22 protein-coding genes are annotated in these 18583 nt (G+C 41.0%); 4 read left to right on the top strand and 18 right to left on the bottom strand.

What is annotated here, in order from left to right; genetic code table 11:
- Window positions 1–17 precede the first annotated feature (17 nt).
- Genes PY092_RS10910 through PY092_RS10895 form a run of 4 tightly spaced genes read left to right on the top strand, consistent with a single transcriptional unit; the run spans window position 18 to window position 2553 of the window.
- Window positions 18–887, top strand: coding sequence for a hypothetical protein (locus PY092_RS10910; RefSeq protein WP_275615870.1), 870 nt, complete (start codon window positions 18–20; stop codon window positions 885–887).
- A 25-nt stretch (window positions 888–912) separates the two neighbouring features.
- A complete protein-coding gene (locus PY092_RS10905) occupies window positions 913–1398 on the top strand; it encodes a heavy-metal-associated domain-containing protein (protein ID WP_275615869.1) in 486 nt (161 codons plus the stop codon).
- A 5-nt stretch (window positions 1399–1403) separates the two neighbouring features.
- Window positions 1404–1745: a hypothetical protein gene (locus tag PY092_RS10900; protein WP_275615868.1), complete on the top strand. Its 342-nt coding sequence runs from the start codon at window positions 1404–1406 to the stop codon at window positions 1743–1745.
- Complete coding sequence (locus PY092_RS10895; RefSeq protein ID WP_275615867.1) at window positions 1735–2553, top strand: NHL repeat-containing protein; 819 nt, start codon at window positions 1735–1737, stop codon at window positions 2551–2553. The genes PY092_RS10900 and PY092_RS10895 overlap by 11 nt, the downstream gene beginning before the upstream one ends.
- A 25-nt stretch (window positions 2554–2578) precedes the next feature.
- Here PY092_RS10895 and PY092_RS10890 read toward each other — a convergent pair whose 3' ends face one another.
- From PY092_RS10890 to PY092_RS10805, 18 genes are all read right to left on the bottom strand, one after another.
- Window positions 2579–3085: a hypothetical protein gene (locus tag PY092_RS10890; protein WP_275615866.1), complete on the bottom strand. Its 507-nt coding sequence runs from the start codon at window positions 3083–3085 to the stop codon at window positions 2579–2581.
- Between the two features lie 199 nt (window positions 3086–3284).
- Window positions 3285–3737, bottom strand: coding sequence for a pyridoxamine 5'-phosphate oxidase family protein (locus PY092_RS10885; RefSeq protein WP_275615865.1), 453 nt, complete (start codon window positions 3735–3737; stop codon window positions 3285–3287).
- Window positions 3738–3913: 176 nt separating this feature from the next.
- Window positions 3914–5107 carry a phospholipase D-like domain-containing protein gene (locus PY092_RS10880; RefSeq protein ID WP_275615864.1) on the bottom strand — a complete coding sequence of 398 codons (1194 nt, stop codon included), beginning with the start codon at window positions 5105–5107 and terminating at the stop codon, window positions 3914–3916.
- Between the two features lie 2 nt (window positions 5108–5109).
- The gene (locus tag PY092_RS10875) at window positions 5110–6369 is read right to left on the bottom strand and encodes an MFS transporter (protein WP_275615863.1); all 1260 of its coding nucleotides are present in this window, start codon (window positions 6367–6369) and stop codon (window positions 5110–5112) included.
- Entirely contained in the window at window positions 6369–8501 is a 2133-nt protein-coding gene (locus tag PY092_RS10870) for a copper-translocating P-type ATPase (protein WP_275615931.1), read from the bottom strand. The genes PY092_RS10875 and PY092_RS10870 overlap by 1 nt, the downstream gene beginning before the upstream one ends.
- 65 nt (window positions 8502–8566) lie before the next feature.
- Window positions 8567–8860, bottom strand: a complete 294-nt coding sequence (locus PY092_RS10865) for a phosphoribosylpyrophosphate synthetase (RefSeq protein WP_275615862.1) — start codon at window positions 8858–8860, stop codon at window positions 8567–8569.
- A gap of 6 nt (window positions 8861–8866) precedes the next feature.
- Entirely contained in the window at window positions 8867–9481 is a 615-nt protein-coding gene (locus PY092_RS10860) for a hypothetical protein (RefSeq protein WP_275615861.1), read from the bottom strand.
- Window positions 9482–9513: 32 nt separating this feature from the next.
- Window positions 9514–10407 (bottom strand): ribose-phosphate pyrophosphokinase, encoded by an 894-nt coding sequence (locus PY092_RS10855; protein WP_275615860.1) that lies wholly within the window; start codon window positions 10405–10407, stop codon window positions 9514–9516.
- 12 nt (window positions 10408–10419) lie between these two features.
- Window positions 10420–11934, bottom strand: a complete 1515-nt coding sequence (locus PY092_RS10850) for a thymidine phosphorylase family protein (RefSeq protein WP_275615859.1) — start codon at window positions 11932–11934, stop codon at window positions 10420–10422.
- Entirely contained in the window at window positions 11934–12332 is a 399-nt protein-coding gene (locus tag PY092_RS10845; RefSeq protein WP_275615858.1) for a DUF6010 family protein, read from the bottom strand. The genes PY092_RS10850 and PY092_RS10845 overlap by 1 nt, the downstream gene beginning before the upstream one ends.
- A 5-nt stretch (window positions 12333–12337) precedes the next feature.
- The gene (locus tag PY092_RS10840; protein ID WP_275615857.1) at window positions 12338–13720 is read right to left on the bottom strand and encodes an MBL fold metallo-hydrolase; all 1383 of its coding nucleotides are present in this window, start codon (window positions 13718–13720) and stop codon (window positions 12338–12340) included.
- Between the two features lie 13 nt (window positions 13721–13733).
- Window positions 13734–13988 (bottom strand): hypothetical protein, encoded by a 255-nt coding sequence (locus PY092_RS10835; protein ID WP_275615856.1) that lies wholly within the window; start codon window positions 13986–13988, stop codon window positions 13734–13736.
- A 36-nt stretch (window positions 13989–14024) separates the two neighbouring features.
- A complete protein-coding gene (locus PY092_RS10830; protein ID WP_275615855.1) occupies window positions 14025–14864 on the bottom strand; it encodes an ATP cone domain-containing protein in 840 nt (279 codons plus the stop codon).
- Window positions 14857–15411, bottom strand: a complete 555-nt coding sequence (locus tag PY092_RS10825) for a potassium channel family protein (RefSeq protein ID WP_275615854.1) — start codon at window positions 15409–15411, stop codon at window positions 14857–14859. The genes PY092_RS10830 and PY092_RS10825 overlap by 8 nt, the downstream gene beginning before the upstream one ends.
- Window positions 15412–15431: 20 nt before the next feature.
- On the bottom strand, window positions 15432–16262 hold the full coding sequence (locus PY092_RS10820; protein WP_275615853.1) for a universal stress protein: 831 nt from the start codon (window positions 16260–16262) through the stop codon (window positions 15432–15434).
- Window positions 16263–16319: 57 nt separating this feature from the next.
- Window positions 16320–17315, bottom strand: coding sequence for a 2-hydroxyacid dehydrogenase (locus PY092_RS10815; RefSeq protein WP_275615852.1), 996 nt, complete (start codon window positions 17313–17315; stop codon window positions 16320–16322).
- A gap of 14 nt (window positions 17316–17329) precedes the next feature.
- The gene (locus PY092_RS10810) at window positions 17330–18304 is read right to left on the bottom strand and encodes an ATP-dependent 6-phosphofructokinase (protein ID WP_275615851.1); all 975 of its coding nucleotides are present in this window, start codon (window positions 18302–18304) and stop codon (window positions 17330–17332) included.
- A gap of 39 nt (window positions 18305–18343) precedes the next feature.
- Window positions 18344–18562 carry a hypothetical protein gene (locus tag PY092_RS10805; protein WP_275615850.1) on the bottom strand — a complete coding sequence of 73 codons (219 nt, stop codon included), beginning with the start codon at window positions 18560–18562 and terminating at the stop codon, window positions 18344–18346.
- Window positions 18563–18583: the final 21 nt, after the last annotated feature.

Here is an 18583-nt window from a genome sequence, read left to right as displayed (position 1 = left end):
TTAAAAAACGGTTAAGTATGATTCGCAAAATATTCCCGAAAATATCGCTGAACATTAGCTATCTACTATTGATATTGCTATTGGCCGTAACAGGAATGGCGATGGCCCAGGGTCACGGCCCTTTATATGGTTTGCAGACACCGACTTTGGCCAAAGGTGGTGTAGATTTGAACGTGGCAAGTATGAGTTTGAGCACGGAAGATGAAACGTCTTATATGCTCCGCTATCTGTTTTCCTATGGCATTACGGAAGACCTGCAGATCAACCTGACCACCCCCACGATGATAGAACGGTTGGGTGATGCACCAAGGACAAGGGGCAATAGCAATATGCCCGCCAACGGTGATATTGAGGCTTCTCTTTGGTACCGTTTTTTCTCGAATGCTTTTGGGGTGGGAAAGCGTTTTGAGTCCACGGCCATCGTGGGTGTTTCTGCACCAACCGATGATGTCAGGGGACAGGTCAACGTGGGCAACTCGGTACATGCGGCCATTTCAACGGGCTATGCCTCGCGCACATGGTATGGATGGATTGGGGGTGGTTATCAATATTATTTTAAGAAAGGTGGCGAACAATTGGGCGACCTGCCCTACGCCAGTGCGGTAGTGGGGTATCGCCCCAATATATTTATGGGGGATTACCCAAAGCCCGATTGGCGCATCTTTATCGAATCGCTGGCCGAATTCCCCGGCGACAATAAATTTGAGGGGCAAATGGACTTTACAGATTCGCGCAGTACAAAAATACTGGTCGGGCCCTCTTTTCTTGGACTGTATGGTGCTTGGGGAATATCGTTCGGTGCGATGTTTCCGGTCGTACAGGACTTGACACTTGGGGCAGTGAAAGAAAGGTATCGATTGGCCATAAACTTAAGCTATTGGTTATAAAGCAAGAATTTTAAAAATGTATAGAATGAGAAATATATTTAGAATTATGATGATAGGTCTATTCGGAATTGGCACAGCATCGGGGCAAATTACCAAAGTTGACCAAGAAGTTTATGGAATGGATTGCGCCCCTTGCGCCTATGGCCTAGAGCGGGGACTGAAAAAGATGGATGGGCTTCAGGAAGTGCGTGTCAGCCTCAATGACGGAAAGGCATATATGGGATTGGCTGCCGAGAACGGACTTAAATTACGTAGCATTCAGGAAGAGGTAAAAAAGAACGGTTTTTCGGCAAAAAAAGCTGAAGTGACCCTAATTGGAAACGCAACGAAAGAAGATGGCCAATGGTACATTGAGACCGCTAATGAACGATTTTCGGTATCGCAGGATACTCCTAAGGCGTTGTTACAAAAATTAACCGTTGGAACAGCAACCATAAGCGGAACGGTACAGGATGAGGAAGATGATAACCTCTCTGGCCAATGGTCCATCGTACTAACCAAAATCGAATAGGTTTTATGAAGACTATTTCCAAAATGGTATTGGGAAGCAGCTTGGTTGCCGTCCTTCTTCCCTTGATATGCTGTTTTTTGCCTGCTCTGCTATCGGTCGGCGCGGGATTTGGTTTCTTGGGCTCAACTTTTGAATGGGTACATCCTGCCCAACCCTCTCTGACCATCTTTTCGGCCGGTGCCCTTGGGTTCGCCCATTTAAGGAATTTTCAAAATTCAAGAAAATGCAGTGGAGAGGAAACCTGCCAAAACGACAAAAGGAAACGCATTATCAACACTTGGTTTCTCTGGACATTTACCTTGCTGATTCTTGCTCTTATGATTTTAAACTACTGGTATGAACTTTAGAAAGTTATTCATTTTTTCGGTTTTTGCTTTGGTTCTTCTCACATCTGGTTGTGAAAGAACGAAAGAACAATGGCAGTTCGAACGGAAAATTATACTTCCCAAAGAAGCCCGCCCCTTGGCTTTGGCCAAGGACGAGGAGGCCATTTGGTTTTCAGATCCGGATTATTTCCGCTTGTATAAAATCGACCTGAATGGAAAGGTGTTGGATTCCATCACGGGGATACAACGGCCGATGAACATCCATATGGATAAGGAAACACTTTACATACCCGAATTCTTGACCGACACCATCTGGCAATATAAAAAAGGTAAAACCAGTCCGTTGAAAATCAACAAACGACCACAGGCCCCGGCGGGTGTTTCTGTATATGGGGATACCATTCTGGTAGCCGATTTCTATAACCATCGTATCATCGTTCAGACACCAAATTATAGCTATACTATTGGAAAGCAAGGCCATAATGAGGGCCAATTGTATTATCCAATAGATGTAAAACTAAAGGATGGTAAGGTATTCGTGGCCGATGCGTACAACCATCGGGTTCAGGTCTTTGATTTTGATGGAAACCACATCAAGACTATCGGCTTAAATGAAAAAATGAATGTGGCCTCCGGCATTGCTTTGAGCACTAATGAATTAGCCATCACCGACCAAGAAAATAGCCGGATATTAATTTTTGATTATCAAGGAAAGTTGCTGCAAATATTAAAGGAAGGCATTTTCTATCCAACAGATATTCACTTTGACAAGGGAAGGCTTTTCATCGCCAATTTCAAGGACAATTCTATATCCCATTATGGCAAGTAATATCAATTGGATATTATTATAAAAGCTATCTTATGCGTTCATACTCCGTAAATTCGAACGTAGTCTCGCCATTTTCGTTTTTATCCGATTCAGTTCTGACAAGTAATTGTTGGGCATTTAATTGAATTACAATATGGTATTCACTTGTATTAAAATTAACATGGCTCAGTTTTCCTGATTCTTCGAGAGACCAAGTGCCAATTTCAGTGAAAGTTTTTGATATCTGGCTATGACAGGCAATTGCCCCGATTCCCCAGAAATAGCGGTTATCTTCTTGCTCGTCGCCCTTAACATATCTGATAATGTCATCTTTTCGGCAATTTTCGAATTGGGCAAACAAATCTTCCAAGGGCTCCAATATGCCCAATGAATCATTGGGTTGTCCTCTAAATTCTGCAATTCTTTTCCAATCTCCTGCTAAATTATTTTCGGTAAACAAAAGGTTGACTTGTTGTGAACTTTGGTCGTCTTTTTTGCAAGACCACATAACCAACAAGGAAAGTGATAATATGTAAATTGTTTGTTTTGGCATTACTTGATTGACATAAAGTTACATCTTATCCTAACATTAAGTACATCTATTTTAAAGAACTATAGTTAGATAGGTTCCAAGTTGTTTTAAATGGCCATTCACTAAATAATTTCAAAATACAAATAAGATTCTTGCATTGGAATTTAGACCTGTTGGGTTGTTAAGGCCAAAAAAGTCTATCCGATTAGCGATGTTGCTTTTACGTTTCCCGTCGTTTTCCTGAAATCTCAAGTATTTTGATCTGATAGACAATCGGATTTCCCCTTTCGTATAATTTGCTCGAAAATTCATTGATAAACTCAACCTCTCTCCGTTCTTTTCTACGGATAATGCTCTTCACGCCTTCTGTAAAAAGGTGTAACTTTTGTTTGGCAATGTTGCCCTCAAGTTCTTCGAATGTGCCGTGCACCATGGCCGATTCCCAATTGAACATCGATTGTATTTCTTCTACCTGTACGGTAACCGAGTTGTTATTTCGCATTGCATTGATTTTATGGCCATCCGAGGTATAGCTAATGATCGTATTGTCGGCAGGATCAAAATAATAGGTGATGGGAATCAAATAAGGCTTCCCTTGCCATAGATAGGCCAAGTGGCCGAGGTAATTGTTTCTGAGGACACGCTCAATCGCACTAGTTGTTAAATCTGTCATTGCTATTGTTTTTGAATATTACTGATGGCTTATATGTGTTTTTCAAAGTGTGGTTTCTGCTTGTATTCTATCATCGATTATATATTTCCTTTTTTAAGTTGTTGTGCCTCATGATTTATCGCCTTGGCCGTATAGACAGATAAACAAGCCAAACCATTTAACCACTTGCCAACATATTATAACCTATAATTTTTCAAAAACCTTAAATGCGGTAGAAAGGTTAGAAAAAGCATGGTTGAACGTACCATTTGATACGAAATCCAATTACCCAACTTATTGAGTATATCGGCTCTTTGTCTGAGAGTTCCCTTTGTAATTTCGCTACACTGGCTTATAACCATTTCAAAGTCGGCCCGAAGGTTTTCGGCAAATTCTCCGGAGTGAACTTCTACGTTCATTTCAATACTGCCATAGCAACTAAGACTGTTCAAGTTAAATGAGCCTACGGTAGACCATTTGTTGTCAACCACCGCAGCTTTACCGTGTACTACGGATTTGTTCCACTCATAGATTCTCATATGGTGGTCTAGAAAAGAGGAGTACAAATGTTCGGTAGCCCTACTTACCAAAGGCACATCGCTAATGCCCGCTAAGATTACCGTTGTTTTTATTCCTCTTTTACAGGCCTTTTTCAATGCCTTTGCCAATCTGCTTCCAGGCAAAAAATACGAGCTTATGATAACTATTTCCTTTTTAGCATGAATGAAGGCGTTCGTGTAGGCATCACAGACTTCCGTTTTTTGCTGTAGCCAGTCGTTTTGTAAAATTCCCACGAGTGCGCTACCGGCCGAATGTAACACGGGTGGTATTTTTTTTGAGCTTCCCCTTTTATAAAAATAATCGCTACATAATATTTGCAGATTCTTAGCTGCCGGGCAGTTCAACTGAACGGCGTAATCTAGCCAAGGCTCTTCATCTTGGGTTCCATGGTATTTATCGGCAATATTGATACCTCCTATCAGTGCCATTTTTTCATCGGCGACCGCAATTTTATGGTGCATTCGCCTACCTAAATAGAAATTATTATAGGAAAAAAGAGGAGAGAAAAATCGAAGGGAGATACCATGCTGCACCAAATCCTGTACAAAACTATCGGGTAATGCCGCACTACCAAAGGCATCCAATAAGACATATACTTTTACCTTTCGTTGAGCGGCTTCCTTCAAACAGGAGGATATGCGGTTTCCCGTGTCATCGTTTTCAAAAATATAGGTTTGTAAATGGATTTCCTTTTCCGCCTTATCGATTAACTTTTCCAACCGCAAAAAATAGTCTTCTCCCGAATGGACCAACTCAACATATTTTGAATTGTCTGTGGCATTTTGAAATGCTGTTTTACTGTGTTTTCCAACTGCATATTTATGGTCCATCGCTACCCTTTTTTATGCTGGTCGGCCAATAAGATTTGATCAACCTCATTATCTTGTTTCCTCAAAAAATAAACCAATCCCAAAGATGCCAAAACGGTTGTCCCAGCAATAATGAAAGGGTAATAAAACCCTCCGGCAATCAGCCAAGTCCCCAATACCGGACCCAAAATTTGACCGATACTGTTCGTGGAACTTTGAATGGATATATTCCTTCCCGTGTTTTCCTTGGATATCAAAGAAACTGCCGAAAGCAGGTTTGGTGTCACCATGGCTCCCCCGGCTGCGAAAATTATTATAGTAACATAAATGTATAGTTCACCACTCACAAAAGGGAAGACGATTAACGAAACACCCGATATCAATAACCCCAATGTTATTTGCTGTTTAGAGGTCAATATTTTTTCGCCATAGGTTGCGAATACCGGTTGCAAAACGGCCATCACGGAACCACAAAGCATAAAACCAATACCCACCTGATTGGTTGTAAAGGCCAACTCATCCTTCCCATAAATTGAAAACACGGTCTCAAACAGGGTAACCACGAACTGCATCACAAAGGATAAGAGCAACAAAATGATAAAATAGTTACTAAGGGAAAAGCTGAATTTGACTACCTCAGAAGCAATACGACTTTTTACTTCCGTATTCTTTAGCCATTTTATGATTATCAGCAATACCACAAAGCCCAAAAGAGCGGCCAAAATAAAGGGAACCGAAAAACGGTCTAGATGGAACACTCCAAAAGAGTATGTATAGTGAAGGTTCGTTCGCGACAGAAATCCCCCCAGAACAGGGCCAAATATGACACCGGAACTGATAGCGACCCCAGACCAGGCCATTATTTTTGTCCGTCGCTTTTCTGAGGTAATATCACTTAAATAGGCATTACTGACGGGAATGACCGCTGACGTAAAGATGCCCCCTATGATACGGGCTATATATAGCATCGACAGGGAAGTGGCAAGACCCGTTAGCAAGTTCATCACGACAAAACCTACAAGCCCCAATAGTATAATAGGTTTACGGCCGCATTTATCGGAAAGCTTGCCCCAGACGATAACGAACAAAAGCTGGAACAGGGGATAAATACTGGTCAACATTCCAATATGGAAGTTGATCAGATCCGTGTCCAGATTGTCCTTTAACGCCAATCTTTCCGTATAATACGGGAGGGTAGGCAATAAAATCCCGTACCCGAGCATTACCACAAATAAACTCAACAAGACTAAAAATATCCTGTTGCGTTTTTCCTTTTTGTTCATTATTTTTTCCCTATTTTCCTTTTCAATAACTGTGCATTAATAGCCACAATAACAGTACTCAAACTCATAAACACTGCACCAACGGCTGGACCCAGAACAAAGCCCGATGAGTACAATACACCCGCTGCCAGGGGTATGGCCACTACGTTATAGCCCGTAGCCCATATTAGGTTCTGAATCATTTTGTTGTAAGTGGCCTTGCCGAATAAAATCAAGTTGGCAATATCCTGTGGGTTACTGTTTACTAGAATAATGTCCGCAGTCTCGGCAGCGACATCGGTGCCGGAGCCTACGGCGATACCTACATTAGCTTTAGCAAGTGCGGGTGCATCATTGACCCCGTCCCCAGTCATAGCTACGAACTCTCCTTTGTTTTGTAGCTCTTCTACGATCTCCACTTTTTGATGGGGTAGTACCTCGGCATAATAGCCATCCAATCCTAGTTTGTCGCTCACGGCCTTAGCGGTTTTTTCATTGTCACCTGTGGCCATCAAGACTTTGATGTTGTTCTTTTTGAATATTTTGATAGCTTCCGCAGATTCTGGTCTTATTTCATCGGCAAGAGCAATGTATCCTGCTAGCTGTCCATCGATTAATACAAACACAACAGTTTCAGCAGCGTCACTATAGGCATCTTCAGGTATAGTGATTTTTTCATCCCTTAAATAACCCGGACTGACCACTTTTACTTTTTTGCCCTCTACATTTGCTTCCACCCCTTTGCCGGTAATCGCTTTGAAATTTTCAGGTTTTGGGATGGCAACTTTATCTTCCTTTACCTTTTTTATTATTCCAACCGCGATAGGATGTTCTGAACTTTGTTCCAAGGCACTGGAAAGCCTTAGGACTTCGTCAGTTGAATACTTTTCATCCACCGATTCAATACGGGTAACGCCAAAATCCCCTTTGGTCAATGTTCCTGTTTTGTCAAATAGTAAAGCGGATATTTTACGAGATTCTTCAAAGGCAGTTCTGTTACGGATCAATAAGCCGTTTTGAGCAGATACCGCGGTGGATATGGCCACTACCAGCGGAATGGCCAAGCCCAGGGCATGAGGGCAGGCAATGACCATTACGGTAACCATTCTCTCCAAGGCGTATACAAATGGGAAGCCTAAAATCAACCAAACCGCCAATGTGCCAAAACCAATTGCCAGGGCTATGTATGTCAACCATTTTGCAGCCCTATCAGAAAGGTTCTGCATTTTAGATTTGGTCTTTTGCGCTTCCTCAACCATTGTGATTACTTTGTTGAGATAACTATCCTTACCGGTATGTTCAACCTTTACTTTCAAAGTGCTATTGCCATTTACTGAACCACCGATTACTTTATCGTTCTCATCTTTTTTTACGGGCTTGGATTCCCCTGTAAGCATTGATTCATTTAAGTAACTCGAACCATCTACTATAATCCCATCAGCTGGGACTTTTTCACCTGGCTTTACTAAAATCACATCGTCTTTTAACAAATCTTCCAAGGGAATATCTTCTATAGTATCACCCTTTACCCTGTGGGCTTCGGCTGGCATCATACTTACTAAAAGCTGTAAGGCCTTTGATGCACCTAATACACTTTTCATTTCTATCCAATGGCCTAAAAGCATAATTGCGATCAGTGTTGAAAGTTCCCAGAAAAAATCTTCGCCCCTTAGTCCGAATACTGTGGCAGTACTATAAAAGTAGGCAACGCTTATGGCCATGGAAATTAGGGTCATCATTCCAGGTGCGCCCTTTTTGACCTCTGACCAAAAACCTTTTAAGAAAGGCCAACCTCCAAAGAAATAGACGATGGTAGATAGTGCAAATAGGATATATGGGTTTCCTGGTAAGAGAAATTCATATCCGAAAAACTCCTGTATCATTGGCGAGAAGAACAATATGGGAATGGTTAGCACGAGCGTTACCCAAAACCGTTTTCGAAAATCGGCAATCATCATTTTGTGATGGTCGTGACCCATTTGACCGTGACCTGGATTATGACCTGAATGGTCGCCAGAACCGTGATCCATTTTACTATGATCCATCTTGATATGGTCGTCGGATTTTAAATCTTCCATTTTCGAGTGATCCATTTTTGAATGGTCATCTTTGTCGTGATTCATTTTAGAATGGTCCATTTTTGAGTGATCCATTTTGGAATGATCTATTTTTTTGTTTTTTTGCTTTTCGTGATTGTCCATAGTATTCTATTTAAGGGTTATCGTAATTTTTTTCGCATTGCTTCCGAGATATTTTCAGCATAGACCCCATAGGCATCTACCAAAAGCCCCTTTTTACCATCTTTTGATGAAATGGCATAAAGAACACTGTTATCGTCCGTACTGCTCATACCTTCAAAACGATGGGTTTCATCCACATCAAAATCTTCGGGATGGATTTCCAATTCCAATGAAGCACATTTTATACAGTCGGGGGCCAAATTAAAATCATAGGTATATCCCCTGATCTGTAAATCATTAATTGCCTCTGATAGGGTGTCATAGTTTCTCATAATTTATTATTTGTATGCCATCGTAAAATAGCTGCCGTCTTTCTCGGTAAATTTCTGGAATGATAACAAGTTCTCATTTGTAAGTTTTTCACTTGCAACATAGTCCAATTGTTTAATTCGTATTCCTATGGCGTAGGCCTTTATGTTGATTTTGGATTTGATTGTTTTCCCACTTCCGTTAGATACCAATACCCGGTCATAAATTTTAATTTTACTGTTGGAACCAAAGAAGTTCAACAATCCCGAATCAAAGCTCATTTCGAGTTCAACATTCTCCAAGTTCGCTAGATCATAGAGTTCCTTGAAATTTTTGGACACTGTATTGATTTCGGTTTCCTTTGATTTTGGGTTTGAAAACGGAAATGCCATTACCAAAATACTGGATTCATCCGGTTTACATCGGTAAGTGGTGGTATATTTATCGGTCGAGGTGCCATTTTCATCAAAAAGTTCGGTTACAACCTCAATTTCATAATATCCATTGGCTTCTTTTAGCCTTCCCGCTTTAAAGGTTTGCTTGTTCAGAAAATCGCCATTGTTATTGAAATTTTCCCGTACCACCAGTCTATCGGACAATTGTCCAATCAACATTTTATCTTGTGGGTATGCGGAAAAAATCATAAAAACGAACAGTATTAAGTGCAATCCTATTTTCATATGTGGTGCATCAATTCTTTTACTTCCTTGGCGATGACATCGCTCAAATCAATTTTATTTGACTGGTGTGGAATAGTGTTGCAGGTAATGATATCCTCCACATAAGCGTCCCATAAATCCTGATAGGCATTTCCTGAAAATACGGCATGGATACCTATGCAAATCGGTGGTTTCATTCCTGCATTTTTTAAATGTTCCGTTGTTTCTATCATGGTCCGGGCAGTTGAAATAATATCATCTACCAAAAGTGGTGTTGCCCCCTTATACTTATCTACATCCGGCACGGAAACCTCAACATCGCGGTCTCCATGACGGATTTTTTGCAAGACGGTAAAAGGGGCATTTGCCTTTTTCGCCACATCGGAAACCCATTGCTCGCTCTCGGAATCGGGTCCGATGAGTACTGGATTATGAATGTTTTCCTTGATGTATTTGGAGATTTCGTCAGCAGCATGGATGACCCTGTTCGGAATGTTGTATACTTCGCCCAACGAATGTATTCTATGCAAATGGGGATCGATGGTGGTGATGCTATCGGCAAAACCCGAAATCAATTTCCCGAAGAAGCTAGAGGTGACGCCTTCCCCTTCATTAAAGACCTTGTCCTGTCGCATATAGGCCAAATAGGGAGCCACCAAGCAAGTGCACATAGCGCCCAAAGATTTTGCGGTGTGGCTTAAAAAATACAATGGCAATAGTTTTTCATCGGGTTCGTGCAAGGTGCAGACCATGACCACACATTTGTCTTTCACATCGGAAAGGATACGCGTGTAGGATTCCCCGTCAGGAAATTTGCGTATGGTGCATTCCCCGATTTCCGCTTTCATTTTCTCCGCTAACAATTCCCTGAGTTCTTGGTTTCCCGGAAGACTGAATAATATAGTTTTCATTTGTCCTTTTTTTTATTCTATTGTTATAATATCGTTATGGCTCTCATAATATTCCAAGGCATAGTTCAACTCCCCTTGCGATTCTGCAAAGAGCGTATACAGCAACTGGCCTTTTTCTATTTCATCGTTTAAATGAACGTTCAATAAAATACCGGCAGATTTAGATTGAGGGGCACCCGAAAGTTTGGCGAGCTTTGCTATTTTTCGATTATCAATACGCTTTAGACTACCTGATTTTTCTGCTCTGATTTCAATTTTATAAGGTGCTAAAACAGGTTTTGAAAAGCGGCCTTGGGCCTTACAAATGGCAAGGAATTTTTCATACGCTTTACCAGATGTAATCACTTCTTTGGCGGTTTCCGTTCCTTTTCCTTTTTCGACTTTGCCCGAAAGCTCTATAAGTTCGCCAGCCAAAAGCAATGCTCTTTCCATTAGGTCGATTGGCGCATCTGTCTCATTTTTCAAAACCTTTAGTATATCGATGGCTTCCAAAGCTGGGCCAATTCCTCTCCCTACAGGTTGCGTACCATCTGTAATGACCACTTTCACATTAAGCCCAACAGCGTTACCGACTATTTCCATATGGTTTTTTAGTTTTTGTGCCATTTCTTCACTTCTAACTTTTGCAGTTTTTCCCACGGGAATATCTATAACAACGTGGGTTGAACCTGCCGCAGATTTTTTTGAAAGTACCGAAGCTATGAGCTGCCCTTCACTATCGATATCCAAGGCCTTCTCAATCTTAATCAGTACATCATCGGCAGGGCTTAATTGCGCTGTACCCCCCCAAACAAAACAACCTCCTTCTTTTTCTACCACAGCCGTTATTTCTTCGGAAGAGAGCGTTACATTGGTCAGAACTTCCATAGTATCTGCTGTACCAGCGGGCGAAGTAATGGCTCGCGAGGACGTTTTTGGCATTGTAAGTCCATAAGCAGCAACAATGGCAACTACTAACGGGGTTGTTCTATTGCCAGGTAATCCGCCAATACAATGTTTATCTACTACTATTTCTTTGTTCCAATTTAGTTGCTTTCCAGAGGCAATCATGGCTTTTGTGAGATCCGAGATTTCATTGACATCTAATCTATTTCCGGCACAGGCCGTAATAAAAGCCGAAAGATGAATGTTGGAGTAATCTCCTTCAACGATATCCGTAATGATTTCATCAAAGGCCATATAATCCAGTTTTTGATTGTAGATTTTGGCCCGTACATAGCTTAACGAATCTATAGGTTCCAAGTGCGACACCCTTAGTGTTTCATTTCCGGACACTTTTAATTTTTTCGCCGCCGCTTCCGATAAGCCTATCTCTCCGTCTAGCAGCACATCCGACGTTATTACATTAAGACTGGCAACGATGGAAGTATTGAAATTGGAAACTCTGATTCTGGTCAATGCTTCAAAACCTTCGGAAACACAGACATGGCAATCTTCCCGCATATAGACCACATGTTCGTTCTGTGTATAAATGCCCAAGTGTTTATATTTTAAAGTACTTGATTTTTCTTCCATACTATTTTTCATTATTTGGTTTTTAAATGTTTCGATGAAGTCCAAAGAAGCCAAATACCGAGAGTTACATCAACCCCCAAACAGAAAAGTGGCCACCATTGAGGTGGGTTTGTCGAGAACACAATATTACCTTGAAAAAGGTCATATATCCCGTGGAATACCAGTGCGATGCCAACTATTTTTAGGTTTCTATGATGCCCTAATATTGCAATTACCGAGAATAGCAAAGCAATGCTTGTTTCGAATATAATTTCGTAAGTATTGTTAGCTTGAAAAGCAAAAAGAACATAGTAGAAAGCAATAGCAATCAATAATACAGGATAGAAACTGCTGTCCTTATCAAAGCCCGTTTTTATTGCAAGTAATACAATGGAAATTCCTAATAGTACCCCAATGATTAGTTCGACCATATCAGTTAATTAAGTATTATTTCTTCAATATTGTATAGCTGAGAAATCTCGGAATCCCAGTCATAGGTTTCCTTAATGCCTTTTTGCAATGCCTCCGCACCTTCTATCTCTCCATGAACAATAAATATCCTTTCAGATTTCTGTTCGACCTTGCTTAGCCAATCCAATAGTTCGGAATGGTCGGCATGTGCCGAAAGACCTTCTATTTCTGCCACCTCCATTTGAAAGGATACAGTTTTTCCGTACACTTTTAATTCCTTCTCGCCTTCCAACAATTTTCTCCCCCGAGTGCCTTCCGCTTGATAGCCCACAAAAAGCAAGGTGTTATTGGCGTTTTGTGCCTGGGTTTCGAGGTAATTGAGCATTCTACCTCCTGTGAGCATTCCGCTTCCGGCTATGACGATTTTAGGTGTATCGTCGCTTCTCAATTCCATAGTTTCACGATAACTGCTTACTACCGTAAAATGTGAACACATTTCGTCACACTCAGCATCTTCCAACCTATGCCAGTCCCTGGTACGATGGAACAGTTCCAGTACGTTGGCACCCATCGGGCTGTCCATAATCATCTGTACTTTGGGGATTTTATTTTGTTGTAACAACCTCCAAAATATTAGCATCATCAATTGGGCACGCTCTACGGAAAAACTTGGTATGAAAAGGCTTCCGCCCCTTTCAATGGTTTTGTTGACCAATTTTTCAATTTCGGGAAGTGCCTCTGCTTCTTCGGGATGAAACCTGCCGCCATAGGTCGATTCTATAAAAAGAACATCCGCCTTTTTTGGTTTTAGCGGTGGATATAGCAATAAATCGTTCGTTCTGCCGATATCCCCTGAAAAAACAAAACGTTTTCCGAGAACATCCAATTCAATGTAGGTGGCACCAAGAATATGGCCGTTGTACTGAAATCTAGCTTTTATGTTTTTCATCAAGGGCAGCCATTGGCCGGGCGGTACTCCCTTAAAAAAGGGAACGGTTTTTTCAACATCCTTTAAGTCATAAAGTGGTTCGGCGGGACTATGTTTGGAATAGCCTTCCTTATTGGCCCGTTCAGCTTCCTGTTCTTGAATCTTGGCACTATCGTTCAATATGATTTTGGCAATGTCCAATGTGGGGTACGTTCCATAGATGGGGCCATTAAAACCATGTTTGACCAATCTGGGCAGATAGCCTGTATGGTCCATATGTCCATGTGTTAGTAAGACCGCATCAATTTCCGAGACTTCAATGGGAGGATGCTCCCAGTTTTTTAAGCGTAGTTCTTTTAATCCCTGAAAAAGGCCACAATCAATCAAGATTTTGCGTTCGCCGGTATCCAAGAGATATTTTGAACCAGTAACGGTTCCAGCAGCTCCTAAAAAGTGAATGTTTATTTTGTTGTTTTTCATTTATAGTACCTGTTTAGTGTCCCCCACAGCAGGAAGGTGTGTTCCCTTTATCTTGGTCCGGTTGGCATAACTCCGCTATTTCTTTGTAGAGACCATGAAAATCCTTTTTAATGAGAGCTGCCATATTCTTGGCAGATTTCGGATCGGTGCTTACCATCTCCAATAGTATTTCAAAAGCTTCTTCAAGTAATTTGGAATCATCCTCCAATGCTTGGTAAAATGGCTCTAGGTCAATACTCTCCTGTTTTTTCAGTTCTTCCGTTTTCATATGTTTTCTTTTTAGGATTAATTAATGTTTGTTGGTTTAATGCGCTGTGCATAATTCTTCCGAATCTTCGAGAATTTTTTTTTGTCGTTGCTTGACGATACCTATTTGCTCCAATAGTGATGGGTTTTCGTTAATATCCTTGCAAAGCACAATGCCTTTATCCAATAATTTGGATTTCTCGGCTTTTGTCAATGTTGTTAAAGAGGTTAAGGGATGAAGGCCGGATTTGTCTATCCGTTCTTTCAGACCGTTCCCTTTCGGGTAATCCCAACTTGTAAGCATCAGCCCAACACAGGTACCATATTGTATGGCATCGGTGGTAAAACGTGTATTGGTATAAACTCCTCCTTGATGAAACTTGGTTTTATGGCCTTGCTGTTTTCCCCATTGTTTTTCCACATCCAAAAATCTTGAATGGATATAGAGCGGGATTTTCACATTACAAAACCTCCCCTGATCACTATGGTATTTACATTCGATCATATAGTGTTTATTGTCTTTTTGGGCAATCACATCTACTTCGTGCTGAACACAATTGCCTTGTACCATTACCCCGACCTTTGTATCAAAACCCTCATGACTTAAGAGGCCACCAACAAATTTTTCAAAAGGATAGCCCGAAGGCCCCAATTCCATAAGGGCTTTTTTTAGTTTGTATTTTGAAGCACTTACTCTAGATTTTTTCCTTAATATTTTAAACGCCATTTGATATATCTTTTTGGTGGTCATTCCCTCGTAAACTGCCTTATCAATTTCTTGAACTATCTCTTCGACCAACAATTTATCGGTACCGGCCCGTTCTAATGAATGCCTTAATTTACCTATTTCAAAAGGAGCTTTCTCCCCACTTGCCTTTATGATATGTATCTTATCCATTGATGTGTATTTTTTTAATATTGGCCAAAGCAAATACGATTAGGAAAAAACTTAAGAATATTTCGAGCATGACAACGAACCGGGCTACATCGGACGTTGGAATTATATCGCCGTATCCTACCGTTGAAAAAGTAATCACACTGAAGTAGAAAAAGTGGTACAAATTATACAAGTACGAATTTGAATAATCGGGAACTCCTTCAAATGTGGTATGGCTGAATTGAAAAAGGCAGGCATAATCGGTTGCAAAGGACAATATGCTTATGACGATTATCAGCCCAAAAACCCAAAGCAATCGCTCCAATGAATGACAGATCTTTATCAATTTCGACAATCGCTTCAAGGTAGTCATCGTAATCAGGATGGTCTTACCCAAGGCCGCCGTTGCAATGATAATGTGGAATGGCAAAGATTTATGATCGACCATTGACATTAAAATAACATACAAGATGCCGATACCCAAAATGGTAACGAGGGGCAATACCGTTCTTCCCAACAATAACTTGTAAAAGGGCTTTTCTCGTATTTGATTTAAGTTATTCGACATCGTACTATCTATGTTTTTTTTTAAATTTTGATTGTCATTACCGGAAGTGCCGAATGATTGGCCACACCCTCGGCGATGCTCTTGGAAAACAGGCTCAAAAAGCCTGTACTACCATGGGTGGACAAAGCAATCAGATCCGCAGGTTCGTGTCTTAGGAACGTGTTTATACCCGTTTCTACGGACGGTTCGTTATTGACGTACATGGAATAATTATTCAAATGGGGAAACTTTTCCAAGAATCTTTTAATCGGATTTAATCCTGCCGCGATGCTATTGGTATCCGTTTGGGTGTTGATGCGCAACAAACGAATATGTGCATTACATTTTTTTGCGATTGAGATTACATGTTCGAAAGCACCACTCACATCCTCCATAAAATCAGAAACAAATACAATGTCTTTAAAAGGAAAGGAAACTTCGTCCTCTTTAACCACGATTACGGGGACATCTGATTTTCTTACAATTTTTTCCACATTGCTGCCAAACAGTTCCCGCGCTGTGCCTTTGGTGCCGCTACTCCCCGTGATAATAAAATCATGTTGAAAATGACCGGAATGTTTTAAAATATTGGTGGTCTCAATCTGGTACTCCAAGAAGGTGCGACACTTTAGGTTTTCCTTCTCCGCTTTTTTTTCCAATTCCCGCAATGCAGATTTGGCCGATCCGATTTCCTTCAAGGTCTTAGGATATCTTTTTTCCTTTAGCTTGTCGAGTTTGACCCAGTCTACGGGAGTATGTATCAAGTGAAAGAAATGAATTTCCGCATTATATAGTTTGGCCATTTCAATGCCCAAATCGGCGGCTTTGTTACAATTTTCGGAGAAATCAGTGGGTACTAATATATTTTTCATAGTGCTATTGTTTTTAGGTTTATATGTATTTTAAAGCTTACAATTGGAGCCTGTCCTTTATTCATTGGAGACTTCGTTTCCCGATTCGATTTGTTTTTCAAAACAATCCAGATTATATACGGTAGTGTCCGCAATATTGGTCAATGCGGTATCGGTCAAGAATGCCTGATGGCTTGTTATTAGAACATTCTTGAAGGTCATCAAACGCGCAATTACGTCATCCTGAAGTATCTCATCGGAATGATCTTCAAAAAACAATCCTTCCTCTTCTTCATAAACATCCATCCCAAAATATCCGACTTTTTCTGTTTTTAAACCTTCAATGACCGCTTTGGTATCTACCAGGCCGCCCCTGCTCGTATTGATGAGCATAACACCTTTTTTCATGACCCCAATTTGCTCGGCATCGATTAAATGTTTCGTGTCGGTAGTCAAAGGCACGTGAAGACTGATAATATCCGATTCGGCACATAATGTTCTACAATCGGTATAGCGGGCACCAAATTTTTCTACTAGGTCTTCATCCTTGTTGACATCATAGGCTAGAATTTTACAGCCAAAACCATGAAGTATTTTGATTAGGACCCCTCCAATTTTTCCAGTACCTATTACACCAACTGTTTTCCCGTTCAGATCAAAACCAGTGAGCCCGTTCAAGGAAAAGTTCTGTTCGCGCACCCTATTGTTGGCCCGTATCAATTTTCTGTTCAAAGCCAATATGAGTGCGACCGTGTGTTCTGCAATGGCGTAAGGCGAATATGCGGGAACACGAGCCACCTTGATGTTCATTTCATTCGCCTTTTCCATATCCACATGGTTGTAGCCTGCCGAACGAAGAGCTATGTATTTGACTTCGAACGCACCTAGTTTTTCTAGTATGTTGGCGGATGCATCATCGCCTGTAAATAGGCTTATGGCCTCCGAGCCTTCTGCCAAGGGAACGGTATGCTCGGACAGTCGTTCCTCTAGTAGCCTCAATTCATGTTTGCCGTCATTGGCGGATGTCAAATACGATTCTTCGAATTTATGGGTGCTGAATACCGTTGTTTTCATTTACTATTGTTATTTTATTTGCTAAAAATATTTACGAGTTCGTACAATTCATTATTTACTTGGTGTTGTTTTACCACCTGTTCAAAAGGCGTAAGACTTAATTCATTATTCAAAACCCCGACCATAACATTCTTCTTTTCGCTCAGAATTGATTTTACGGAAGCCACACCTAGTCTTATCCCCAACATTCGATCGGCAGCCGAGGGGTTTCCACCTCTTTGTACGTGACCCAACTTGGTTATACGCAGGTCTACATCAGGCTTCAGTTCCTTGATTTTCGATGCGGCAATCTCGGCACCCAATTCATCTCCTTCAGAAACAATTACAATAAATGCATCTTCACGATTGTAGTTGGCGGCCCTTTTTAAAAGTTGGACAAAATCCTGCCCGCTTTCAGGAATTAAAATGGCATCCGCACCAGTACCCAAAGCTGAATGAATGGCAATGTAGCCCGAATCCCTTCCCATTACTTCCACTATGAACACGCGGTTATGCGATTCAGCGGTGTCCCTGATTTTATCAATATTTTCAATGGCGGTGTTAACGGCAGAGTCAAAACCCAACGTAAAATCCGTGCCTGCCAAATCATTGTCTATGGTTCCAGGAATGCCTATAAATGGGATGTCACATATTTCCGAAAAAACCAATAAACCTTTAAACGTTCCATCACCACCTATCGCTATCAGAGCATCTATATCATTTTTTTGAAGATTTCTCAAAGCCCGCTGTCTTCCTTCCAGCGTTAAAAAGCGTTTGCTTCGGGCTGTTTTTAAAAATGTTCCTCCCCGATGTACCATCTTTTGCAATTTGTGGGCGTCCAAGAGAACTAAATCGCCATCTACTAGGCCCTCATATCCTTTTCGGATACCACTTAACCTGATACCACTTTGTTCTGCTTTTTTTGCAATTCCGTATAAAGCCGCGTTCATCCCCGGGGAATCACCTCCCGAGGTAAATACTGCTATATGTTGACGTTTTATATTCTTCATCTTCTAAGTTTTGTTTCGATAATTTTTAGCGGAACCCTATCATGAATCCGACTCTTCAAAAGCACAGCTCTTATTTTTCATAAAAACGGCAGCCATTTTTTTGTATTCCTCGCCAAGGTGCTCTCCGCACCATTCAAGAAGCACTGGCTGTTCGGAACAAGTGGTATTGCGAACCGCCTTTTTCAGTTCCATCTTTAACAACCTCTTGTCGAAGCTGACTTTTTTTAATATGGTTTCGTGATATTCCAGTGTTTTCATTTGTCCAATTACTTGAAATTT

It is taken from the genome of Flagellimonas yonaguniensis (genome assembly GCF_029193885.1).
GTDB lineage: Bacteria > Bacteroidota > Bacteroidia > Flavobacteriales > Flavobacteriaceae > Flagellimonas > Flagellimonas yonaguniensis.
Note: the sequence above shows the minus strand (reverse complement) of the source record. Positions and strands in the feature narration are given on the sequence as shown.